This is a genomic window from Phycisphaerae bacterium, assembly GCA_017999985.1.
GTDB lineage: Bacteria > Planctomycetota > Phycisphaerae > UBA1845 > Fen-1342 > JAGNKU01.
Genome location: JAGNKU010000017.1, coordinates 14,682 through 40,513, shown reverse-complemented (window position 1 = coordinate 40,513; position 25,832 = coordinate 14,682). Strand labels below are relative to the sequence as shown.

Sequence of the window (25,832 nt, the reverse complement as noted above, 5' to 3'; positions counted from 1 at the left end):
ACCGCCGACACGCAGCGGGTTATTGCAGCCAGAACCCTGCGGTCGGAAGCCGCGCCCTGGGCTGCACGCCTGGCCGGCAGGCCTTCACCGCGCGCTGGACCGGGCACATGCGGCGCCGGCGCCCGGGCTGATCGCGCATGTCCCCGTCGCGAGCCTACGCGGATAGCGATCGGCTACAGCGGAAACACGTCGACGAAGACGCTGTCGAAGTCAAACGTGAAGACGATCTCATCGCCGCAGAAGTAGTCAAAGCCCTCTTCGACGAAGATGTCGCCTAAGTCGAAACTGCCGAGGTAGAACCCGGTGAGCGGATCGTAGTCATGCTCGAAGTCGAGTTGCACCACCGCGAGGCAGGGGTACTCGATGTAGACCGTCTCGTCGGCGAGTACCGAAACCTCTTGAAACACATCCTCGACGAAGTAGCTGATGACCAGGTCCAGCCCGGTGAGATTGTCGAACGTCAGGAGCGTGATGTCCGGGAGCTCTTCGATGACGATCACCGACGGATCGCTGATGAAGCTGGCCTGGTCCTCGATGACGTAGTAGTCCTCGACGAAGACGTCATCGGCATCATCCACAATCAGCGCATCATCGCGGTCGAGATTGATGATGATGTCTTCCAGGTCCTCGAGGTTCACCGGGCAGCCGCCCATCAGCCCCAGGCACGTCAGCAGCACACAAACGGTCGGCAGGCGCAGATTCATGCGTGTCGCTCCTTCCTGTTCGAGTCCGGACCGGGTTGGCTCTGAACCGACTACTCCCGGATGACCTCGTCCGGCTAAGCCGCCGGAACATGTTGAACTATTGTATAGCGGGGACGGCGGCCGTCATGCGATCGGCACGCGATTGTACGCGGGCCGCGGCCCGGCGGGCGAAACCTGCGGTCGCTGTGCACGTGGGTCGCGCGGGCGTCCCCCGGCACACCGCCCGCCCGCCTTGTCCTGCTGTGCGTGCCTTAACACTTTGAGCCGCAGCGGTTTACCGAGTCGCAAGCGACGCGAGGCGTCGCGTCGGGGCAGCCGGCGCGGGCGGCGTCACTGCCCCCGCGTTCCGTTGAACGGCCCGGAGTTTCGCGGTCTGCGGTTGCCACTTGCTCAGCGGCGGACCGCTACGTGTCCGCTGACGACACCTGGGATGTTGGCACTCCTGCGCGCGGTGCCTGTGTCCCTGCGGGTGGGCGTGGTTCGTGGCGAGACCGCGCCGACCTGCTGGGGATGCGCTGATGCTCGACCCCGCTGTGTGAGTCGCGCCGTCGCCCCACGAACTGCGCTGCCGAGAACATCCAGTCGCATCACGCTGCCACCGCCCCGCACCGCGCAGCGCCGGTTGTTGAATCTCAACTAGCTCGACGTAACCGTCGGAGCGGCGTTGATTGGTGTCGCATCACGGCGTCGTCACAGGTTGTCCGTCCTGCAGCGCTCGTCGTCGTGAACCGCTTGGGGCAGAACACAGCCGGCGCGGCGGCATCGCTTTCCTGGCACGACGCGGTGTTTCATTTCAGACACCGTTGACCGCGCAGCGCGTCCTGCTTGAGACTGGTGGATGCCCGCTGATCGATGGTGCGCTCGAATCACGGTAATCGTTATGCAACCAATGCGCCTGCGATTCACGCGGTTTCACTCTGTGTGCGTGCAGGCATGAAGGTGACGCACGTTGCGATTGTGAACCGGTAATTGCCGTGCGCATGATGTCGCGACATTTTTCCGAGACGCGACTTGTCCAGAGCGAAAACATGCTGTAAACTACTTGTGTATTTAGAGGGTGCTTTTGTGACATAGGGTGTGTAGCGGCGGCCGGCTCTGGTGCGAGCACCGCCTGTCATGACCAGTCGCTATCTCGGCGACCGGTCGCTTGCGGCGCGTTGTTGCGCGACGGGCCGGTGCCGCGCGCCTTGGTACCGCCAGCGCCGGACACGTGTCGCCATGTGGCCGCCCGCGCACCCGCATTGAAGACGTAACGCGAACCAACTCCGATCCACGTCGCTTCGCGCGACTGTGTGCATTTCCATCGCCGCGGAGCACGCAACCTGCAAGTCGTCGCACGGCTGCGGATGGGCTACGCTGGTGAAACCAGGGCACAAAATCGTCCGGTGTATTCAGCCGGGTCACTCCCTTCGCGGCAGCCGTGCTGTCTGGAACGGTCCCACCCGCTGGCACCGGCTGCCAGTGGGGCGTTGGATTCCCTGATTGGTCACTTTGCGCGTATCGCCGCTCGGCCTAGTACACGGTCCACATGAAAGGGAGATAGTCATGCATGCCGCGTCCCGTCTTGCGACCCGGTCCACGACGTTGCTCTGCGCGCTGGGGTTGTTCATCGGGCTGACCGTCCAGCTCGCGCGGGTTGCCCGGGTGAAGGCCGACTCATCGGGCACGCCCGCGGACCTGAACTGCGACGGGGTGGTGGACCTGGCGGACATCGAGCCGTTCACGCTGGCGCTGCTCAGTCCGCACGCGTGGTGTACGCGCTACGGCCGGGACGTGGAGTACCTGCTGAGCGTTGCGGATTTCGACCACGACGGGGAGCTCACCGTGCACGACGTGGACAGCTTCTGCGCGTCGCTGGGTCTGAACCGCAGCGCCGAGTCCGGCCAGGACGCGCGCGAGGCGCCGTCCGGGCGGCAGGACGTGTACTGGGTCGACCTCGACATCGACTCTGACAACGATAATGGCACGGCGCTTCCCGAGCGCGATACGGCCGAAGACGAGCTGGAGCCGCTGCTGACCGATCCCAATGATCCGAACCGGCCAGCCAAGTACGTCCTTTTGAACGATGACGATGATGACGGAGACGGGATCGCGGACCGCAACGATCCCGATGGGGTTGTCGGCGAAGATGATCTGGTGCCACTGATCCTGGAGGTCGATCCGCGCAATTCTGTGCTTCCATGCGCCACCAAGCTGAAGTACTGCTTCTCGTACGATGCCGGGCGTTTCAGGGTGTGGGCTAAGCCAAGATGGACGGGCGAATCTGATCTGGTCGAATCGGACCCGAATTGTGCGCTCACCGCCGGCATGTGCTCCGGCAGTGCGCGCGAGTACAGCGTGTGGGTGCGGGGCGATATGGATGCAAGCGGTACTTGCACTTTTGGTGATATCAATCCCTTCGTGACCGCGCTTGCAGACTACAATGCGTGGTTGACGCAGTACATCCTCCTTGACCCCGAAGATCCAAACCACTGGTTTCCGGACATGGCCGAGCGCGCTGCTCTCATCGGCGACATGAACGGCGACGGGATCCTGAGCTTCGCCGACATCAATCCATTCCTTGCGGAGATCTATTCCGGCGAACGACGGTACGTGCCAGTTTGGTTCTGGGTCGAGGGTATCTCGGCGACGACGGGCTCAAGCGGCCAGGACGCCGAGCCACGCCTGATCGTGGCACACTCAGAAATCAGCCGCGGGGGCTCGTGCCTGGCGGACGCGGTGAAGGTGGAGTGCCATCAATGTGGTGACGCAAATGGTTATCCACTGGTACCGAAGGGATATGAAGATCGTTGCCCGCAGGCGCTGCCGGACTCCCGGTGCTGGTTCTTGGACGGGGAGTGCGACATCGGGGTTCCGGCAGGGTATCCGTTGCACCTGAACGTCATCGACGGCTTCGGGCCCGGCGATCTGCCGCCGCGCAAGCTCGACATGGGGCTCAGCTCGTCGCCGCTGGTCGCGCGGCAGACGGTGCACAGTCGGATGAACCCGCATGCGGAGCGCGCTTTGCACCACGATGCAATCGACCTCGTCACAGGCGTACCGCTCCTGCAGGCGATCGATTTCGAGTTGCCGTTCGGCAGTGCGGTGTTTCGACACGTGCGCACTTACGCCGAGGGTTTCGAGGAGTGGTGGCTGGCTGCGCAATGCGGGCATGCGTGCAAGCGGGAGTGTGGTCCCTCTCAGTTTCTGGGGCGGCAGGTGCTCGCTCCACTCTGGGACTGGAACGGCCGCAACTGGATGATGAGCGAGAACCCGATCCTGCTCGTCGACGCGGCGTACCAGGACACCACGGAGTGGGTGGACGATCCCGGATTCGGTCAACGCGTGTGCTATTTCATTCCTGACGCGCACCACGCGATCCCGTTCATCGATGAGGCAGGCACCGGCGAGTACACGGCCCCCAGCTGGTTTGATGCGACGCTGACGCACGACGGCGGCAAGGTGAACGGTGATTGGGGGGCGAATCGGCCGACGTGGTTCCAGGTGCGCACCCACCGGGGCGCGTTGATCTACACGTTTACGCCACACTACGAGGATCTGTGGACGCCTGCCGCAGGCAGCCTCTGGCCAGATCCGCACGCACATCCCCAGGACCCGCAGTACCCACCGCCCGATCCGCAGGCAAACCGATACGAGCAACCGTTTGGTCTGCCATATTACGCTGTTGTGAACGAGATCCGCGACAATTACGGCAACCGGGTCGAATACACGTATGGGCCATTTCGAACCTATGGGGCGCCGGAGCAGAATTTCAATCAGAATCCGAATCGCTGCACGCCCTGTTGCCAAAACTGCAACGCGAAGGGGCAGCTTCAGGCCATCAAGTTGCGGGCCGCTCCGGCCGCGGGTGAGAGCGTGGGCCCGGTCAAGTGGACGCTGCTCTACAGCTACCGGACTTTCGGCGCGACGACCTACAAACCGAATGACTCGAATTGTGTGCTCGTGCCCACGCTGGATGTGCTTCAGGAGACCATGCTCTACTCCATCCACGTGTACGAGGGGGACGTCGCGGTGCCGTCCGAGCCACGCGTACTCCGCTTCCACGAGCACTTTGCGGGCCTGTCGTCGTTCGATGATTACGACGCGGTCGAACAGGAACTCTACGCAGGCGAAGGCGCGCTCCCGTCAAACTGGGTCTTGCGCACGCAGTACACGCACGAGGAGAACAACGACTGCGAGAATCCGCCGCGCTTCGTGTCCATTTACGCGAACGCACCCGCCGGCTCGCAGTATCGCGCGCTGTATGACAACGCGCACTGCTGGGGCCCGGGCTTCTGGGGCGGGTACCTCCTCCTGAAGGCCAGCACCACGCGGCGCGGGACCGACGGTGGTCAGGCCGGAACCGCCGCGGAAACGACCGAGCACACGATCTATAGGTATGACCAACGCGGATGGAGCGGCGGCACGTTGGCGCGCGGTTTTCAGCACTTGGCGGCCATGTGGGGGGGCAAGGCGTGCGCAGCGATTCTGAAGCACCAGTCAGGGTGGTCGGTAAATGAGCTCATCGGGAAGGACCCGAACGAGTACGTCGCTGTCGATGACCCGAATTCAGCCACCGGTACGATGAGCGTGACTTTCAAAGCTCTGGCGGACATGAGATTCGCGCGCCAGGACCTGCCCGTCCCCAATGCCGAAGACCTCATTGCTGCCCTCGCCGATTTTGTGCCGGGTGCTCCCGAGCACCGGACGCACGTCGCGGTTGGTGTGCAAGCCATGCAGACACCCGGCGAAACCGCAGGCGAACAACGCGAGTGGCGGTTCTACCGCCTGCATCAGTATCCCGGCGAGGTTACGGGCGACCGTGACGAGTATGGTAGTACCGAACACACGCACACCCTGTATCGCTGGCCTTACCGCTACGACCAGGGCTGGACCGGCGGGCCGGCCGGCGAGTTTGCACCGCTGCCGTTCCACGCGCCTTTCCACATCATGGTCATCGACGAACTCGACCCCAACCAAGACTGCGCGTACAACGCGTGCACCAAGAAGAAAATCGCCCAGCGGCGTGTCGTCGAAATGAACCCCGCCGGTTTCGTGCTCAGCGACACTACCTGGGATCTCACGCCCGACAACTACGGCGATGTCGTCGCGCAGCTGGGCTTCCGCGAGCAACGCTTCTACGACGCCGACGGCCGGGTCGCCATGATCGGCAGCAAAGGCTGGGGGTCCGAGGACAACCTCGATCCGAGCTCGCAGGGTCTCGTGCGTGTCTTCATGTATTACCCGACCACGGGCCGCACGCTCGGCGAACTGCTGGCGGTGGGCGTCCGCGCTGGGACTGGCGAGGTCACGCTGGGTGAGCCGGTGGATCCGAACGTATACTGCGACGGCGCGCATTGGATCGAGGCATACGCACGCGATCCACTGCGCCCGAGCGTCATCACGCAGGAAGCCCGCTACGCCACGCCCCAAACTGAGATCACGTTCGCTGCCAACGTGACGATCACGTACGACTACACGTACGCGGACCCGAACAGCGCGCACAGCGCGGTCACCACGAAGTCGATTACGCGACCCGCCGTGCCGGGCCGCGACGGAGCCCCGGCGCATTCGTTCGAGAAGTACGTCTACGACACGCGGGGCAACCTGCAGTGGACCGGGGTGGGCAGCGAGACGGAGTTCTTTATCAGCTACACGGGGTACAACGACTACGGCCAGCCGGTCCTGGCCGTCGTGGACGTGGCGCCCGGATACACCGGCGTCGAGTATCCCGCAGGCTGGCAGCGGCTGTCATCCACGCCGCCGCTCAATGCGACCAGCACTTGGACGTACAACCCGCTCTACGGCCCGGTCAAGATGACCTACCCGAATGGACGCGAGACGCACCTCATCTACGAAAGCAACCCGAACGACCCGCTGGCCCTGACCGCCTGGGAGTACCGGGATGTTGTGCCCCCCGCGGCGGGCGGCGGAACCTGCCAATACCTGTCGCCCATCAAGTGCACCGAGATGGCCGCCGGCAAGGTCCTTTCGGTCAAGGAGATCAAATGGAACGACGCCTGGGGCACGCCGCCGTATCCGCCGACTACCGGCGTTGCGTATGCCGCGAGCGACGTAATCTCCGAGACCTACCCGGAATACGACCCATCCGGCCAGATGGTCGGGATGTCGCAAGGCGGCCACGGCGCCTGGTTGAACTCGACCGTGTCCTACTACGGCGGCAATCTCGTTGCCCGTGAGCAGTCGCCGGACGGCACAATCACGCGCTACACGTATGACAGCCTCGCGCGGCTCGAGCGCACGTTCCGCGGCACGAGCGACACGCACTGCGCATGGGGCAGCATCGATTGCGCGGATCCCTGCGCGCCGGCGTCCAACGCGGCCGACAACATGTTGCTCATCGAAAAGCGCTATTACGGCGAGGGCGTCACCGACGCGGACGAGCTTGTCACGATTCGGCACTACCGCGACGAGCCCGCGAACCAATATCTCCTGTGGGACCCCAATGCCTGCGCACCGGGTGAATCCCACCCCAGTTGCACCGGTTGGTGGAAAGATGGCGTTGTTCCCAACGAGGACGAGATCGGCTGGACGACGGACTACGTGTACGACTGGCGCATGCGGCCGTGCAGCCAGGTTGAATACGGGCCGCATGCCCCGAGTGCTCCCCCGCCGCTGCTTCGCCAGACGTTTACTTGGTACGACAACCTCGACCGCGCTGTGATCGTCGCCGAGTACGGCCCCGACGACGGACCCGGCGCGCTGGATCCCAGCAGCCTGGGCATCGCGTGGCCCGAAAGCACGGCCGTCATCACGAGCACCGCGGAAGCGCTGGCTGCGACTGGGCCGCTGTCATTGACGGAATACCGCTACAACGCGCGGGGTCGGACCGAGGAAACGCGCCAATGGCGGCTCGTCGACGGCAGCCCGGTCTATACAGCGACGTGGACGTTCTTTGACCACGGCGACCGGCCGGTCGAGGTGCACAGTCCCAACGCGCCGACACAGAAGTACACCTACGACGCCAAGGGCCGCCAGGTCCTGAGCGAAACCGTCGCTTCCGACCTGCCGGACGGCCAAGGCGGCTCCGCCGATGTGCCGGTCGCGGCGACGACGACGATCTACGACGCCAACGACCGGGCGGTCATGACGACCCACAGCGAGTACGACGGCGCGACGCCCATCGACTCGTTCGTCCGCAACTGGTACGACCTCGCTGGCCGCGTGATCGCAACCGCGAATTACGGCACGAACCAAGACACGTACTCAGCCGGCGGTCTGCCGCCGGACCCGAATGATCCGACCTGGCCGCCCATCGGCACCCCCGGCGTCCTCGTGACGGAGTTCGTATACGACGAAGCCGGCCGGCAGGTGGAGGTACATCACCCGGACGGAACGGTCACGCGTACACAGTACGACGCGCTCGGTCGCGTGCTGCTCACTGTCGAAAACGCGGACGACACGGGAACCCCGCCGCAGATGCAGATTACGGCGTACCACTACGGTGCGGGGGGCCAACTGAGCAAAATGGCCGGTGTCGCCGCAGAGTATTTCCAGGGCGCGACGCCGCAGTGGACCACGATCGATTGGGACGACCTCAATAACCCGTTGATTCAGATCACGCGTTTTGAGTACGCCGATGCAGTCGTGCGCGGCAGCGTGGTTGTAGATTGGGATACGGATCGCTGGAAATGGCGCACCCGCGTGAAGAACGGCGGCGACTGGGGCTCGTGGGATGTCGAGAGCGCCAACCGCGCGCAGGTTTCAACGGTCACTTATCCCGACGGCAAGACGCTGTCCTTCACGTACTACTCCGACGGTGCGGTCGCCTCGCGCGACGATTCGCGCGGCAATGCTGTATACTACAAGTACGACGCGCTCGGCCAGCTCACCGACGCGTGGATCGATGATGCGCCGTACTACTACACGTACCCCCAGCCGCCCGCACCGTGGCGGCCGTCAGACCGGGTGCAGCATATCCATTACACATACACGGCCGACAAGCAATTGGAATCCGCGACCGCCTACAACTGGGACGGGACGGGCTCAGCGACGGTCATCGCCCAGAGCATCTGCACCTACGACCCCTGGCAGAACCTGCAGAGCGAACAACAGCAGCACTTCGACCTCGTTACGCCACAATCGCCCCTCGTGTGGTACGACTGGGATTACGGCGGCGTTGCCGCCGGCAACTTCAACCGCCTGGCCAGTATCACGTATCCAAGTGACACGCCGGTCTACTTCAATTACGGCGCTGCGGGCAGCGTTGACAACGCGCTCAATCGCGTCTGCGGCCTGACGGACGGCAGCGCCGGCTACGCCGCCTTCGGCTGCATCGGCACCGGCCGGCGCGTGTTCAACTCCCGCGGCAACGGCGTGCTGCAGAGCTTCGGGTCCGGCGGCGACTACGACGGCCTGGATCAGTTCGGCCGCGTCATTGATCTCCATTTTGTGGCCGGTGGCCAGACGGTGCACCGCTACCAGTACGGCTACGACGCCAGCGGCAACCGCCTGTATGCCCGCGTCGCGCAGGCGACGATCAACGGTGTCGCCCACGAGAATGACCGCTCGCAGGCCCACGCCTACGACCCGCTGCAACGCCTGATCCAGTCCGGCGTCGGCCGGCTCGCCGCCGACAACTCGGCCATCGTCCCCGACCCGACGGTGCCGCTCAAACGGAACCTCGGCTGGGCGCTGGACGACTTCGGCAACTGGACCGGCGACGGCGATCCCGATGCGACGCTCGACGTCACCCACACGGTGAACGCGGCCAACGCGCTCACCACGGTGACCACTACTCCCGGCACCACGCAGCCGATCATCACCGACCTGGCCGGCAACCTGGTCTGGGACGGCGAGTTCTTCTACCACTACGACGGCCTCAACCGCCTGGTCCAGGTCAATCTCGCGGACCAACTGAATCCGAGTCACTTCGCCGCCGACGGCCGGCTCATCTACCTCAGCCCGACGAACCCGCCCATGGGCCGGATCGTGGCGAAGTACGCCTACGACGCCCTGGGCCGGTTGAGCCGCTCGCAGCGCTGCGACCATCTCGGCGGCCAGCAGGTCGCGGACTTCTATTACGACGGCGTCCGGCGGATCGAAGAAGTCGAGACGACGACGCCGGCGACGGGTGACCCCTCCACGGCCGTGCGCGATTACGTATACGGGCCGGAATACGTCGATGAGCTGATCTGCCAGGTGGATCATGCGGGTGGTACGGGCGCCCCAACCACGTGGTACTACCTGCAGGATGCGAACCACAACGTAGTCGCGTTGACCGGGGCGGGTGGCGCGGTCGTCACGCAATTCACGTATGAGCCGTACGGCACGCTCGTGGCCGTGGACCGGCCACAGGGCGGGACCTGGCCGCGCAGTGCGGCGGGTCATCAGGGCCTGTTCTTCGAACGGCTGTACAAGACCAATCCCGTGACGCGTCAGCCGCTGACGGTGGATACGAAGGGCCTGTACTACATGCGTAACCGCTGGTACAGCCCGCAGTTAGGTCGTCTGCTCCAGATGGACATGAACGAGTCGGCCTCGCTGGTGGTCGCCGCCTTGGCGATGAACGGCGAAACGTTCGCCAACTTTGTCTCGGCGTTCGCATCGACGGGCCATTACGGCGATGGGATGAACCTGTACCTCTACGCCAGCGGCAATCCGGTGAATCGACTGGATCCGTCCGGACTGGAGTGGGGGATGGAGGACGAGATTGATGAGCAAATCTCAGACCTCACCGGTCACGCGTTATACGCCCTCGGGACCCTAAACGAAGGCGCCAAGTGGGCTTCGCTCGGCCTGAACACGACACTCTCAATCGCATGGTCGCTCCTGCCGGGATCGGGGTTGTACGACGCCTTCAAGTCCGTGCAGGTGATTGCGAGCGGCAAAGGCGGGTTCTGGGATGCGATCAACATTGCCATGGTGGCAATGCCGATGGTCAAACGCGGCCTGGAAGGCATGCACGCCATGCAAGGCCTGTCGAAGGCGTTTGCCTGGGGCCGCAAAAGCTCACGGGGCATTCGGGCGCTGGAGGAGGGACTGGAGCATCTGTTCAAGATCCTGCCGTACAAGGAGGCGCAGAAGCTGACGGCGGGGAAGAACGGTTCGATCGTGGCACACCATTTGATAGAATGTCGCTTTCTCGAGCGTTTCGGCGCACGCGCGGGCGAAGCGCCGGCGGTAATACTTACGAAGGAGCTTCACCAGCAAGTCACGAACGAACTCCAGAGCATCATTTCGTACGGCACGGGCACAAAGAACGCGACAAGAGAGGAGATAATCAACATGTATCGCAACGTCTACAAGGATTATCCTGACTGGGTACGCGCAATTGAAGGCTACTTCAAGTGAGAGTTAGATACTATATTTCGTTCAATGAGGGCCGCGCCGGCTATCCGCGCGTGCTGCGGTTGGCGCAGAAGGTGGGCTGCGACGAGGGACTGAAGGGCCCCGACAAGTTCTTCTGTGGCTTCTTCGGCTACACGTTCGAATCGGACGATCCGCGTCTCGAATTGCTGCGGGACGCACTAAGAGACGCGGGAATTGCGTGGTCGGAGCGCATCGAACACGTTTACGCGGACGATGAGCTATGCGGGGCAGCGCTGCTTTGGCTGACGGTCAGCCGGGCCCCGATGTGCTGCCACGAAATTCGCACAGGAACGACTTACGACCTGTCCGTGGCCTGTCCCGCGTGCGGGACCGGGGCCGTGCAAACATCGCCGCTAGTGATTAGGCGCGGCAGGCTACCGAAGAAGGCGGACATTTGCGACGCGGGCTGGGGCTGCGGTCCTATCCTGGTTTCCACCCGGATCGCGGATTCGCTGCGAAAAGCCGGATTGTCCGGCGCGGAATTGCGCCAAGCTCGCGCTTGCCGGACAGGCGAGCCGCTCGAATGGTGGCAGATTATCGCTGCGCACGTAATGCCGCGAATAAGTCGGCAGTCGGAGAACCTCATACGCGACACGGGAGCATTGGTCGAGGGGGGACGCGAATGGGGGTGCGATGTCTGCAAGCGTGACATGCACGCCGCCAGGGGTAGCGAGCCTTTGGACATCGTGTACGAACGTAGCGAAGTCGATCCCGAGCAGTTACCTGACGCGGTGCAGACATGGGAGTGCTTCGGCCGCTCTGTTCCACGCGACGACCCTGAGCACCACGATGTCCAAGGCTATGCCCGTCCGTTGCTCCTGGTCAAGCCAAGGGTCATGGAACTGCTCCGCGCAGAGAAGGTGCGTGGTGCGCAGTTCACACCAGCGCGAATTGTCGGAGACTGAGTCGCCCCGCATCAGTCGGCGCTGATCCTGTCTTGCCACGGGTTTCAAGCGGAAATCCTCTCGGCGGTTTTGTGTGGGGGTAGAGCCTCGTGAGTTTGGTCCGTTGCCAGCCAGCCGACCCACCGGGACCATGACGGTGGGTTGACCGCAACGCCGGCGCTCCGCGTCGCACGCTGGCGACCAGCACTTGGCGTGTCAGCACTTCCCCGTAAGCGGCGTGTCCACCACGCCAGGTTCACGGCCTTGACTCCCCGTCGCCGACAGAACTCCGCCTGACTCAGGCCACTCTGTTCCCACTCGCCCAGCAACCGCTGCCAATACGCCGCACGCTCCGACATGCCGCACCTCCGGCGGCATCGTCGCAGATCTGCGGCGCTGAGTTCAAGATGCGATTGGCCGAGTGCTGACGGAGCAGCCGCTGACGGTGGATACGAAGGGCCTGTACTACATGCGTAACCGCTGGTACAGCCCGCAGTTAGGTCGTCTGCTCCAGATGGACATGAACGAGTCGGCCTCGCTGGTGGTCGCCGCCTTGGCGATGAACGGCGAAACGTTCGCCAACTTTGTCTCGGCGTTCGCATCGACGGGCCATTACGGCGATGGGATGAACCTGTACCAGTACGCCGGCGGGAACCCGGTAACGCTCCGCGATCCTGCGGGCCTGAATCCTTGGGACGAACCATACGACGACGTGGTCGAGACAATCACGGGCATATATGCGGCCCGGACCAGTGCTGCCATGGACTTTGACCGCTTCTTCAAGTGCATGGCTGTCACCGCCGGCACGATGGTCATCGAGTCGATGGTCTGCGCCCTCGTTCCCGGCGGTGCTTTCCTCGTCGGCATGCACCACATGGCGCTGGCGGCGGCGAACATCGACGAGAACGGTCTGACCTGGGGCAACGCCCTAGAGTTCGCGGCCGGTGCGGCACCTTTCGCCGGGAAGGCGATCGGCGGCTTCTTCGGCGTGCTCGGTGAGATGCGAGGGGCACGGGCCATGAAAGGCGCGCCCGGGCCATATGCGGTGGGCGCGTTTTCCATATTCGACTGGTCCGGGTATCCTGCTCGTGTGCGGCGCCCACAGGGTCCGTTTGTGCTGCTTGAGGGCGCGGCATACGATGCGGCAAGGACGGCTGCGAATAAGGCGGTTGCAGCTTATAGGCGAGCCAATCCACAGTGCGCTGACAAGTTCGTGCATCACATTCACCCGGTGAAATTCGGAGGTGATCCGACAAATCCAGCGAATTTTGCCATAGTGGACAAGGCTACCCATGACGCGCTCAATTCATTTTGGGCCCGCCATCAGAGGGATGCTACACCACACTAGAGGGAAATGAGTCGATGGATGCAAGGATAGCACAGGTCGTTGATGATTTCCATTTCAGAGGACCACCAGCGCAACCCGAGCAGATCGCGAGACTAAACGATGCCGTTGGTGCCAAGCTCCCGCACGAGTATTTAAATTTACTGCGCGTAATGGACGGATGTGAGGGCCCAATCGGGAAGGCGAACTACGTAATGATCATGTCGATTGGCAATGTCATTCTCGGTTTGGAGGGAGACTTAGTGCACGAGACTTTTCCTGGCGTGGTTGTGTTCGCTAGCGACGGCGGCGACATCGCCTACGGTTTTGACACGCGGGTGCCTGACATGCCGATAGTAGAAACGTCCTTTAGTGACCCAACCGCGTTTCCTCCTAGAGTGGTCGGAACATCGCTCCTTGAGTGGTTGGAGTACCTGATAGCTTACGAACCCGGCCAGTGACCGCCGCACCGCGTTCCGTCCGTGCCGCTCAAACGCGACCTCGGCTGGACGCTGGACGACTTCGGCAACTGGACCGGTGACGGCGCGACCCCCGGCTTTTACCGCGACGATGACCTCGACGGCGACGGCGATCCCGATGCGACGCTCGACGTCACCCACGCGGTGAACGCCGCCAACGCCCTCACCGCAGTCACGAGCGCTCACGCACATCCGACCATTGGGTTCCCGGTTTGAACGGGCCTGCACGGAGCGGTGTTCGGCGCGAGCGTGGTCGTGTCACGCCTGTTTCTCGCCGAGCGCATCGCGCAGTGTCAGGTTGGCAGCTGCGCTGCGCGCCTGAGACTGCACCTGGGTCACCGCCGCCGCCAGCTCCGGGGCGTGGCCGGGCTGCGCGCCAGGTACCGCGCGCGGATCGCCCAGATCGAGCAACGCGAGCAGCGGGATCTGCTCCGGCGGACGTGCCGGCACGTAACACGACCCGGTGACGTCCTCCGCCGCACAGATGAAACCGGCCGCGACTAGGCGATCGAGCAGCGCCTGCACGTTCGCCGGCGGCAGGCGCAGTCGGGCCGCGATCTCGTCGACCGCGACCGGCCCGCGCCCGGCTTCGTACGGCTGCGCGACGGCCACCGCCGCGGCCAGCACATCGGACGGTCCCAAGACGGTCCGTTCGGCCACCTCCATCTGTCGCAGCTCGTTCAGGTTGACCGCCGTGTGCGCCAGCTCCGCCCCGAACAGCAGGATCAGCCACGAGTAGTACAGCCACAACAGGAACAGCGGCAGCAGCCCCAGGACGCCGTAGACATTGCCCTTCATCACGAGCCGTTCGATGTAGATTGCAAACCCCCACTTCGCGAGCAGCCAGAGCACGGTGGCCACCGCGGCCCCGCCAATGGCCGAGCGCCAGCGCACGGTCGTGTTGGGAAGGAGCTTGTAGAGCGTGGCGAGCACGAGCACCCCGACGACGATCGGCCCAGCCCAGCCCCCCGCGAGCAGGAGCCAGGGCATCCCGGGGGCGCGGGCGAAGATGTCGATGGCCTTCTGACCCAGGTAGGAAGCGACCGCGAGCGTGACCGGCGCGAGCGTGAGGGCGGACCAGTAAAGGAGCAGCCGCCGTGCCACCGAGCGGCTGCGGGCCGAGCCGAAGATGCGGTTGAGTGATTGTTCGAGGGCCGAGAGCAGCCCGACCGCGGTCCAGATCAGCAGCGCGCCGCCCACCGGGCCGATGCGGCCGACGGTGAGCTGCGCCTCCACGCGCGTGACCATGTGCTCGATCTCGTCGGCCACGTTGATGACGGTCAGCGGTTGCGTGGTGGCGGCCTCGGCGGACGACGGCGTGGCGGTCGCGTCCGGCGGCGCAGTCGGTTCGCTGTCCTGAATCGCGATCTGGGCAAACCCGGACGCCGTGAGAAAGGCCCGCAGGCTCCGCTTGCTGTCGTCGAGCGTGCCGAGCGACTTGGCCACGAGCAGACCGAGGACGAGCACGGGGATCAGGGTGAAGATTGTGCGGTAGCACAGCGCCGCACTCATGCCCATCACATCGTGCTCGCGCAGGCGGCGGGCGCAGTGCCGCCACAGCGCGACCTGGAAGCCGACGAGGCGCGCCCAGCGGTCCAATGTCTCCCCCGGGTTCACGACGGAGTCTCGCAGACGCTCACGGAATCGATTGTTCATAGGCTGCGCTCACCCTTGGGCCGCGCCGCGCGGGTCCGCTCAGGGCCGCTTGCGCTGGTCGCCCGGCAGGCCCCTGAGCAGGTCCTCGATCTGCTTGCCGGGTTGCTTGAGCAGAACGTCCTTGAGCAGCGACTGTACGTCCACCTTGGCAAAATCCAGCCGCGGCTGCGCGCGCGTGCCAACCAGCGGGATGTCCACGCGGGCGCCGCCGAGCATCTGCGCATGCTCCAATGTCGGCCCCTTCACGCCCAGCCGATCGAGCAGCGCGGCCCGCACGGGCACGGAGACCACGAGATCGAGCGTGTCGTCGAGGCCGACCGAGCCGCGGAATATCAGGTCGAACTTCTCGGGGAATGTCAGCCTGAGATTGTCGTAGCGGATGCGCCCGTCCTGCATGACAAACGTCAGCGTGCCGATCTGCACCGGGTAGGCACCGCCCGCTTGCAGCCCGCCCAGCGCGATTAGCTCGCCCAGCAGCCCGCTCGGCCGCATCTGCACCTGCCTGAGGTCCAGCCGGCCCTGCGCCGCACCGCGCTGCTTGACCGACGGCCCCAGCGGGATCAGCACGTCCTCCACGCGCAGGTTCACGCGGCCTTCGATACTCGCGACGTGCATAAAGACAGGATTGATCCGGCCGAGGAGCTGGGCGCCCAGCTCCTTCGTGAGCGTTACGTTTTCCAGCAACTGAAGCTTGGCCAGCTTCAGGGTCGGCTCGGATGGCGCGAGATCGACGACCGCCGCGACGTTGGCCTGGCCATCCGCCACCGGGATCGCGGTCTTGCGCAGCGTGGCCTGACCGTTTTTCAGGACGGGTGCCAGGTTGGCGGCGCCCAGTTTCACGCCGTACAGCTCCGCCGCGGACCACGTCACGGCGACGCTCGCGCCTACGCCGCGGAAGCTTGGTTGCACGCCGGACTGCCGCAGCGGACCGGTGATCTTGAAGTCGCTCGCGCTGGTGCCGGCGACCCGCACGCTGTCGGCGGTGGACGGTGCCAGTTGATGCAACAGGGCGCTGAGCGCCTCCCACGACGCGGAGTAGCTGCCGCGCAGATTCAACTGGCATTGGTCCGTGTAATCGGCCGCCTTGCCGGCGACGTCCACCGTCAGGAGCTTCGATGCGAGCTGGCACTTGCGCAGCGACAGGAGCTGTCTGTCCTGCTCGAGCTTTACGTCACAGGCGAACTGGACCCGCGGCTCCCGGATCGCGCCGGCGCCCGTGCCGATCACACATTGTTCGACTGCGCCCTCGCCGACGAAGCTCAGCACGTCGCCCGCGACGGTGCCGGTCGCGTGCAGCGTGAGTTGGCCGGCCAGCTCCGGCGGCTGCTCCCATCTGGCCACTGGAGCGATGGCCTGCAGCGCATGCGCCACATTCGCCGCGGCGTTGATTTGGCCGGTTAGCGCGTGCCTGCGGCCGGATTGCCACCGCACGTCCGTGGCGGTGAGGCGCGCGAACGCGCTGTCCAGTTTCGCAGTGGCGAGCTGGAGGCTTCGGCCGTCGGCCGCGAGTTGCGCGCCGTCCCACGTGAGTCTGGTTTCGCCCTGTACGACGGGTTTTCCGTCCACGCCGAGGTTCTGCACGAGCAGCGCGCCGCGCGTGAGCAACGGCTGTGTGCCCATGGTGCGTTCCGCGCCGACCTGTGCCTGAAGCGCGCCGGAGTAGCGTGCCAGGTCACCGATCCCGAGCTGTTTCGCGCGACCGCCCAGGAGTGCCAGATCGCCGCGTGAAATTTCCAGTGCGGCCTGGAGGCCGCGCTGCTGGACGTCGTACCAACCGGAAGCCGAGGCAACGAACTCGCCGTTCAGGTCCACATTGGTCTGCTGGGCGACGATCCGGGTGAGCGCCTCACCCGCGAGCAAGAGCTGCCCGGCATGGCCGAGGACGGCCCGCGGCAATGCGAGTGTCCGGGCGCCATCGGCGTAGCGGAGCTGCTCCGCGTTTGCCTGCAGCGTCACGTCCACCCGCTCAGCATCCGCCCGCTTCAGGACCACCTGCCCGTGCAGTGTGCCGGCCAGTTCAAACGCGCCTAGATCGAAGACCTGATTCAATTCACGCTGCAGCTCGCCAAGGTTGGTTTGAAATGTTGCGCGCAGGTCACTGGCCAGCCCACTGGCGCTGACGCGCGCGAAGCCGGACTGCAGTTCGAGCTGTCGCAACTGGAGCCCCTGGCCCGGCTCCAGGGCTGAATCCAGGTTGAACGTCAGGGTGTCGAGCTGCACGGGCTGGTCGCCCCGGCGCGCTGCCAGGTCCTTCAGGACGAGCGCGGCGTTCACGACCGGTTGCGCGCCGCCTTGCACCGTCAACTGCGCGATCTCCAGGCGGCCGCCGGTCAGCTCCGCCCCAGAGCGAACCCCGAGCAGCTCCGGCGCGGCTTGGCCCAGCCGGGCGATATCAACCGTGGCGTGCGCTTGCACGCTGAAATCGGGCAGCGCCAGCGGCTCGCCCGTCAGCACCGCCGACATGATCCGGTCCGCCGTGAGGTTCAGCGGCTGCTCGGTGTGGCGGTAGTCGAGCGCCACGCGCGCCTGCCCAGCCGCTCCCGACAGATCGAAGTTGGATACAAGCTGGTTGTCGGCCCAGCGAACCTGTCCCTGCAGCTCGGCGTCGATCGGCGCGGCGCTGGCCGCCGCCCGCTGCGCGCTCTGCAGGCCCGTGACCGCCAGCGCGACCTGGCCTTGCAGCGCGCCCGCATCAATCGCGGCGTTGAGGTCGACGCTGACGCCGCCCGCCAGTCCGGCTTGCCCGGCGAGTACCGCGAGCGGCCCCACGTCGACAGGGCCGTCCGTCTTCAGCCGCAGGGTGCCGCTCGCCGTCGCCAGGTTCAGTTCTCCCTGCGACAACGGCCCTTGGAGCGTGGCTTCGCCGGCGAGTTTCGAGCCATCAGCCAAGATCAGGTCGAACCGCGCCGCGATATCGTTCAACGTCTTGATATCAGCCTCAGCGTCGAGCTTGGTGACCTCATACGATCCCGCGTTCGCGCGCACCATCTTCGCGGTACCGTCCCTGATGAGCAAACGTCCTTGCAGGGGCGGCAGCGTACCGGCCGGCGTTGACGCGGGGGGCGCCGGCATGCGCGACTGAAAGGCCCGGGCCAGTGAAACCTGGCCGTCGCGCTGCTGGTCAATGAGCACGACCGGCGCGTCCACTACTATCTCGCCCAGGGCGCGCGCGGATGTGATCAGCGGCCACACGCCGACGTCGGCGGTCACACGCCGGACCTGCACGACCGGCTGTTGCTCCGGGTCGCTGATGCGCAGCCCGCGAATCTCGAGCGGCCCGCGCCACGACAGCGACAGCCCTTCGACCGCGATCGTGCCCTGCAGTCTTCCGTTCACCACGGCAAGGATGGCGTTGTGGACCGGCGGCAGCGACACAATGGCCGGCGCGAACCCGATCAGCAGCGCCAGGATCAGCACACACACCAGCACGCCGACCGCCAGCCGCCGCACCCAGCGCCTGCGACGGCGCGCCGGCGGCGGGGTGGCCGGCAGGGAGTCGGGTGCGGCCGCGTTGACCGGGGCGCTGTCCTCAGGTTGGGGCAGGGCGGGTTCCGGCATGGACAGTCACTCCTAACCCAGGTCCGGAGACCCTGAAGCCGTCTCTGGACGACAGCCGGTGCGCGTCATCCGGAGAGTCGTCGTGCTGCCCACCAACCGCGCGGGCGGGACGGGGCTGCGCCCGCGCAACTGTGGGACCGGTGAGCTTTCACCGGCCCCAGAATGCTATCGCAGGTGGCGCGCAACTGCCAATGCTTTCCCCCCGGGCCAGTTCAAATGCGCCGCGCAACCGCGCGGCTCACGGCTCCGCGTGCAGCCTCCGGTGCCAGTTGTGAATGGACTGACGCTGGCCTGTGCGCCGCCGCCGGGGATGGTCTTACGGTGCGCTCACGTTCGTGACGATGTTGGTCGTCGTGAAGGTGTTGGTGAGCGTGCCGCCGCTGTAGGTGCCGCCGGAGTACAGGCCGTCCATCACGGTGCCCGAGCAGGTGCCGCCGCGGTACAGTTGATACGACGTGCCGGCCGTCAGCGTTGGGGCCGAAAGCACCACCGAGCGATAAATCTTCGCAGGCGCGAACGTCAGGATGTTCGCGCTGTCGCTCGTCTTCTGAATGTGGACCAGCGTGCCGGCCGACTTCCACTGGCTGTAGGTGATCTTCACCGAGCGCTGCGTGGATGAGTTGCTGGGGGCCTGCGCCATGCCGGCGCTGCCCGCCGCTACCAGGAACCCGCCGCTGATGACGAAGGTGCCATCGTAGTCGATGGCGGCGTTGTAATCCTGCGTCGGGCCGTGGACGATGACCGTGCCGCCGGTCATCGTGATCGATCCGTTCACGTCGATCCCGTCGCCGGCCGCGTTCACCGCGATGTAGCCCCCGTTGATGTGCAGCCAGTTGCCCGACGCGGTGCCGGCGGCGTTGATGCCGTCGTCGGTCGTCGTCACGTGGATGGTGCCGTTGTCGATCGTCAGGAACCGGCCTTCGATTCCCTCGTAGCCGGTCGTGACCGTGACGGTCCCGCCCGTGATGTTCACTGCGCCATCGGAATGCACGCCATCCCCGTAGCTGGCGCTCGTGCTGCTGTTGGTCGCAATGGTCAGAGTCCCGCCGCTGATCGTCACGGCGGCGTTGGAGTGCACGCCATCGTCGGCGGCGTCGATGCTGAACGTGCCGCCGCCGATCACCACGCTCACGAGCCCCTTGATGGCTTTGGCCGAAGCGGTGCTCGGAATCGTGACGGTGTGGCCGCCGCCGCAGATGAGGGTGAATTCTCCGCCGGAGATGTTGACGTTCGCGTCAGCCGTGATGCCGTCATCGCTCGAGAGAATGTGGAAGTCGCCGTCGGTGATGGTGATATCCGCGCTCTCGATCCCCTCGAAGCAGTGCGTGATGTCGATCGTCCCGCCGTTGATCGCCAGCGTGAGGTCCGAATGGAGCGCATCATCGCCGGTCGCGAGCGTCAGCGTCCCCGCGTTGACGGTGATCGCGGCGTTGGAGTGGATCGCGTCGTCGGCCGCGTCAATGTTGAAAGTGCCGCCGCTGATCGCGACGCTCGCGAGCCCCTTGATGCCTTTGGCCGACAGATCCTCGGGAATCGTGACCGTGTGCCCGCCGCCGCACAGGAGCGTGAAATCACCGCCGGTGATGAGCACGGCGGTTTCCGCCGCCAGCGCGTCGCCGCCGGACGTGACGTGGATGGTCCCGTCTTCGACGGCGATGTATCCCAGCAGGACATCGTCGGCGTTGTCGGATTTCAGGCCGTCGCCCGCGGCGGAGACCGTGATGTCTCCACCCTCGACCAGCAGGTAGTCCTTGCCGCGGATGCCATCATCAACCGCGATCACGTTGAGCGTGCCGCCGGCGATGACCAGCTCGTCCTTGCTGGCGATTGCGTCGTTGTAGTTGCCATGCACGGTGAGTGTGCCCGTGCCGGAGATGCGCAGCGAGTCCTTGCTAAACAGGGCCGCGTTGGGTTCATCCGCGGTCGGGTCCTCGTACACGTAGGTGCTGGCATCTGACAGGTAGTTCACGGTCTGGTCGACCAGCACGACCTCGACCAGGCCGGCGGCGAGGACGTAGATCGGCGCGTTCGTCGAGTTGCTGACGTTGACGCCGTTCAGCCGCAGTTCGACGGCGCCGTTGTCCGCGCTGCTCACGACGAGCCGCCCGTCGTTCAGCGTGCCGGTGATGATGTACGTGCCCTGCGCCGTGATCGTCGCGGTGGTGCCGTCCACCGTAACGTGGTCTCCTTCAACCGTGATATACGTCCCGTGCAGATTGATGTAGGTCTCGCCGGGCGGTTCCGAACTCTCGCCGCAGAAGACATCGGCCGGATTGCCTGGACCGCTCGCGCAGATCTGGAAGACACTGACGTCGGCCAGGTCCAGGTCGCCATCCTCGTCCAGGTCGGCCGCGAGGTAACCGTCCGTGTCAGGATTCAGCGTGCAGGCCGGCGGCGGCGGGTCATACGGCATGGCCGGCCCGGTCATGCAGCCGCTCAGGATCGCGAAGTCATCCACGTCCACATCGCCGTCCAGGTCGAAATCGTTCCGCGCGAACTTCACGACGGTCCCCGGGCTGCCCACTTCGGCGCGGGTCGAGGCGTACGAACCATAGGCATCGCCCACCGCTGCCAGCACCCACGCGGCCTGGGCGACCGTGTACCCATAGTCCGTGGGCGGGACGTTGCAGCTCTTGGTCTGGGTGCGGACGGTGCCCGGGTAGCTCTCGTCACCATAGGCCAGGCTGTCGACCAGGTTGCCGCCGGCATCATACAGATTGATCGTGTCGTTGCGCCCGAGGTTGGCGGTGTTGCCCCCGACGATCTGGACATCGGTCAGTCCCCACGCGGCCGCAAAACTCTCCGGCGTGTCGTCCGTCAGAATCACGGACTCGCCGGCCGCGACGATGCCGAAGGCGCTGAGACTGACGGTCCCGGCGATGCCGCTGTCATCATCGAAGCTCCAGCCGGTCATGTCGACCGGGCCGGGCCCGGTGTTGGTGAACTCGACGTACTCCCCCAGGCTGCCCGTGCCGGCGTGCATCCATTCGCTGATCACAACGTCGCCGACTGCCGCCCGCGCCAGTGAGAAGAACAATCCGAGTCCCAGCGCCCGAAGCATGTTGCGTCTCCTTCCGGTGTCGCCGCGGCCGACCCCACCCCCGGGAACAGCGGCGCCGGCGAGAGTCGTTGCACCGCTCATCGCCACGTGCCGCGGGAGTGTCCCCGACCGCAGGCCCTGCTACGGTCGATGTTAATGAAGCCAGAATGCGAAAAACAAGCGGCTTGACGCTTCTTTACATTCGCGCCGTGCCGCGCGCTGCGCCTGCCGCCGCCACGGGGGCGCACGTACCCGCGGGGACACCGCTACTGGTAAATGGAGGCCTGCTCTTCGGTCGCGCTGCGACGGCCGCTTACTCGAATGCCAGGCCGTCGATCCAGATGGTGAAGGGGTCGTTGCCCCACGAATCGAACTGGATACTCAGGTAGTCCACCCGGTCCAGGGTGATGCGTTCCTTGGCGAGCCGCTCCTGCGCGGCGCGGGCTTCTTCCTGTGAGACCGGCTCGACGATCCACAATTCGCTGTTCGAGGGCGCGTAATTCACCCCGCCGCGCTTGATGTAGAGCTTGCCGTTGTGCAGAGCGGCCGCCGTGCCGTTGCCGGTGATGCTGGGCAGGACGCCGGGCACGCAGCGCGCGCTCGCGATGTCGTACAGCGCGTACTTGTTTGACGGCATGCCCTCGCCTTCGTGGTTCGCGGGACTGTTGCCGGCCACGATGAACAGGCCGCCTTGCGCGCCGATGCCCGCGGCCCAGTTCGGCGGCAGCGCGACCAGCGCCGCGCCGTGACCAATCTCAAACGGCAGCGGGCCGAGATCCGTCAGCGGCGTGTTCGCCGCCTTCCAGTGCTGCTCGTCCCAGACCTTCCCGCCCTTGAATTCCGAGGGCTGGTACGCGGCCGGATCGAACACGAACAGCCGGTCGCCGATCTCGTCCGCCTTCTCCGGCTGCGGCGTCTGCCAATCGTTCTTGATTCCGTAGATCTTGCCGCCGAGCTCGGCGAACTGGGCCGCCCGGCTGAACCACCACGCGTCCTTGCCCGGCATGGGCGCGAGCACGCTGCGCTGCTCTCTGGCCGTCGGCTCGGCCAGATTCACGCGGCAGATCGGACCGCCGTAGTTGCCGCCCACCGCGTGGGCGATGCCGAACAGGTAGTCGCCGACCACGACCGTGCCGTGGCTCATGATCGTGACGGTCGGCGTCCACGACCACGTATTGCCGGCGACGTCATAGGCCACGAGGCGGAAGAAATCGTCGCCGAATTCGTCGCGCTTCGGGTCGTGGCGCCGCAGGTATAGGCTGCCGGCCTTTCCGGCCGCGGCGCGGTACGCCAGCATGCCGTTCATCCATTCGCCGCCCGGTCCGCCGAGCGCCGCGCCCGGGCTCTGCAGCTCGTCCCACTTGACGCCGTCCTTCGAGCGCATGAGCCGCTCTTCCTCGACCGTGGCCAGGTAGAGGTGTTCGCCGGTCGAGACCAGCGAGCATGATTCCTGGGTGGCCACGTTCGTCTCGACGGTGGTGAATTTCAACCCGTGGTCGACGTGCGGCGGCGCGCCACCCGCGAAGGTCTCCGAGCGCATCCATTCGTCGCTGCCGGCCAACGGCACCGTGATGCGCAGCCACCCGTACCGGGCTTCGTTGTAGGGCAGGTCGCCCAGCAGATTGCGCGGCATGCCGCCGTAAATGGGCACGTAGGTAAACGCGCCGCTCTGCGCGTGCAGCCGCACGATGGGGTTGGGCCCCTGGAACCCGCCGTTATTCTCGTTGCGGAACTTGAGCCAGAACGAAAGGCGTTGTTTGTCGTTGAGTTTCCAGCCGGCGTTGTGGCCCTTCGGGAATATGGCGGCTACTTCCGCGCCCGCGTAGGGGGCCGGTCGCATCCGGAGCGACTTCTGCCCGATGAGGGCGACGTCGTCGTTCGCGAGCTCGACGCGGCCCGGCCAGCCGCTCATCTGCGCGTCCCACTGCTGGGCCTGCCCCTCGGTGGCGATCTCTTCGACGCGTTCCACTGCGTAGCAGTCCCGGAACGCGAGGCCGGCAAGGTGGCCGTTGTGGGCCGTGACGCCCACGCGGTAATACCCGGGCGCCTTGAAGACATGCTCGACCCGCGGGCCGGTGGCGATGGTGCCCCCGATGTCCCAGCGGAACTCGAGCTGCCGTCCGGCAGCGTCGGTGCTGCCCGTGGCGTCAAAGACGACCTTCTCGCCAACGAGCGCCTTGGACGGTGCCTCCAGCTTCACGGTGGGCGCGGGCTTGCCCTGCGGGTCCGCGGGCCGCCGCGTGAGGTTCGTGACCTTTTCAAACATCTCGTCCTGTTGGTTGTCCTCGAACGTGTTGCCCGCCAGGTCTAGCCAGTCGGTGAAGCGCCCGAAAATGCCCCAGCGATTGCCGACCAGGCGGTTGTTCTGGACGATGAGATGGAACATCTTCCACTTGGCGCCTTCCGTGCCCAGATCGCCGCGGAAGACGATGCCTGCCCCGTTGTTGTGATGGCAGTAGTTGCCGTCGATGACGGAGTGGCTGCCCGTGCCGTGGACGATGACGATGCCGCCGTGGACGAAGTCCGACTCGGGTGCGTTGTGGAAGCCGTCCGGCTGGCCGTTGTAGCCGGCCTCGTTGCCGATCAGCACCGTTTGGTCCGAGCCGCCCAGCCAGAAGCCGTAGCTGCAATGGTTGGCCTTGTTGCGGAGATACGTGTTCCCCGGGCTCCAGGCCTCGAAGCCGTTATTGTTCGCGTACGAACAGTCGTTTTCGATGAAGATGTTGCCGGTCGAGACCCAGCCATTCAGCACGCGGATGAACACGCCGTCACCACCGTGCGTGATGTCGTTGCGCTCGTAGCGGTTGTCGTTGGAGCCGCTCTCGATCAGCACGCTCGTCGAGTCACGGGCGTGGACCTCGCCCGGGCTGATCCGCAGGCCGTATGAGAGATTGTTGTCGGTCACGACATTGCGGCACGCCGTCCACATCTTCAGGCACACGTTCGAGCAATGTGAGAAGTCGTTGTCCGCGACCGTGTTGTCGTCGCACTCCCAGAAATCGAGGCCGTTCCAGACCCGGTTGGCATGGTTGCCGCGGATGGTGCTCTTGTGAATGCGCGTCAGGATCAGGCCGCCCACGCGCTGGTAATCGCCCCAGCCGTAGTCCGGGTCGTGGTAATTCTCGGAGAAGTCGCACCCCTCGATCACCCAGCCTTCGCCGTCCGTGGCGACGAGCCCGGATTCGAACCCGCGGACCTTCAGGTTGCGGAGCGTCACCCGGGCGCAGCCCTCGGCGCGCACGCCCGCGCCGACGAACGTCTTCAAATCACCCGGCTGCCCCGGACCTTGGATCGTGGCGCCGTTGCCGTCAATGACGATGTCGCTGGCCTTGATGACCAGCGGCGTTCGCAGCACGGCGTCCTGCTCGAGCGTCAGGTTCGCCGTAACGATCTGGACATCGTCGGGTTGCTGGGCGAGAGCCGGGATGGTGACCAGGATACTCGCCAACAAGAAGCTCCTCATGTGGTTGCTCCTGGAATGGGTTGTCGCGTCTGTCGGCTGTGCGTGGGCACTGTACCGCCGTGGGTGGTGCCTGAGAAGCCGGCGGCGGCCGGACTGCACCCCATGGGGCCAGATTGGGGGGCTTGGGCAACCGACGCCGGGCCAGGCAGGCGCCAGGCCCCGGCCGCGCCGATTTTGCCCGCCGCCGCGACGCCGAATCCGGTTTCATTTATGTGTCGATATCGTACAATGGCAGAGTGGACGGGTGACGCGGCAGATCACCCGCGTCGTCATTCGGGACTGGTGCCCGGCGGAGGCCGCCGGCACGGCCGTTCGATCCGCGGTCACGCCGGGGATCCGGGCGGACCGGCGACGCAGCCCACAAGTTCGGTGTACGTGACAGATCGTCACGGGGTGGACAGGAGGCACGCAGC

The 25,832-nt window shown here is 65.4% G+C and carries 10 protein-coding genes; 5 read left to right on the top strand and 5 right to left on the bottom strand.

From position 1 onward, the window contains the following. Positions 1-173: 173 nt before the first annotated feature. Positions 174-704, bottom strand: a complete 531-nt coding sequence (locus tag KA383_17975; protein ID MBP7748006.1) for a hypothetical protein — start codon at positions 702-704, stop codon at positions 174-176. A 1,545-nt stretch (positions 705-2,249) separates the two neighbouring features. Here KA383_17975 and KA383_17970 point away from each other — a divergent pair. The 5 genes from KA383_17970 to KA383_17950 all read left to right on the top strand — a co-directional run bounded on the left by KA383_17970 (position 2,250) and on the right by KA383_17950 (position 13,918). Then, positions 2,250-10,997 carry a hypothetical protein gene (locus tag KA383_17970; GenBank protein MBP7748005.1) on the top strand — a complete coding sequence of 2,916 codons (8,748 nt, stop codon included), beginning with the start codon at positions 2,250-2,252 and terminating at the stop codon, positions 10,995-10,997. After that, positions 10,994-11,920: a hypothetical protein gene (locus KA383_17965; protein ID MBP7748004.1), complete on the top strand. Its 927-nt coding sequence runs from the start codon at positions 10,994-10,996 to the stop codon at positions 11,918-11,920. Before KA383_17970 ends, KA383_17965 begins: the two co-directional genes overlap by 4 nt. 400 nt (positions 11,921-12,320) lie before the next feature. Next, complete coding sequence (locus KA383_17960; protein MBP7748003.1) at positions 12,321-13,247, top strand: hypothetical protein; 927 nt, start codon at positions 12,321-12,323, stop codon at positions 13,245-13,247. A 14-nt stretch (positions 13,248-13,261) separates the two neighbouring features. Further along, the gene (locus KA383_17955) at positions 13,262-13,684 is read left to right on the top strand and encodes an SMI1/KNR4 family protein (protein ID MBP7748002.1); all 423 of its coding nucleotides are present in this window, start codon (positions 13,262-13,264) and stop codon (positions 13,682-13,684) included. Between the two features lie 21 nt (positions 13,685-13,705). Next, positions 13,706-13,918, top strand: a complete 213-nt coding sequence (locus tag KA383_17950) for a hypothetical protein (protein ID MBP7748001.1) — start codon at positions 13,706-13,708, stop codon at positions 13,916-13,918. A gap of 42 nt (positions 13,919-13,960) precedes the next feature. Here KA383_17950 and KA383_17945 read toward each other — a convergent pair whose 3' ends face one another. From KA383_17945 to KA383_17930, 4 genes are all read right to left on the bottom strand, one after another. Beyond that, positions 13,961-15,358, bottom strand: coding sequence for a YihY family inner membrane protein (locus KA383_17945; GenBank protein MBP7748000.1), 1,398 nt, complete (start codon positions 15,356-15,358; stop codon positions 13,961-13,963). A gap of 39 nt (positions 15,359-15,397) precedes the next feature. Further along, positions 15,398-18,916, bottom strand: a complete 3,519-nt coding sequence (locus tag KA383_17940; protein MBP7747999.1) for a hypothetical protein — start codon at positions 18,914-18,916, stop codon at positions 15,398-15,400. A 316-nt stretch (positions 18,917-19,232) separates the two neighbouring features. Continuing rightward, the gene (locus KA383_17935; GenBank protein MBP7747998.1) at positions 19,233-21,977 is read right to left on the bottom strand and encodes a carbohydrate-binding domain-containing protein; all 2,745 of its coding nucleotides are present in this window, start codon (positions 21,975-21,977) and stop codon (positions 19,233-19,235) included. A gap of 292 nt (positions 21,978-22,269) precedes the next feature. After that, entirely contained in the window at positions 22,270-25,419 is a 3,150-nt protein-coding gene (locus tag KA383_17930; protein MBP7747997.1) for a right-handed parallel beta-helix repeat-containing protein, read from the bottom strand. Positions 25,420-25,832 lie beyond the last annotated feature (413 nt).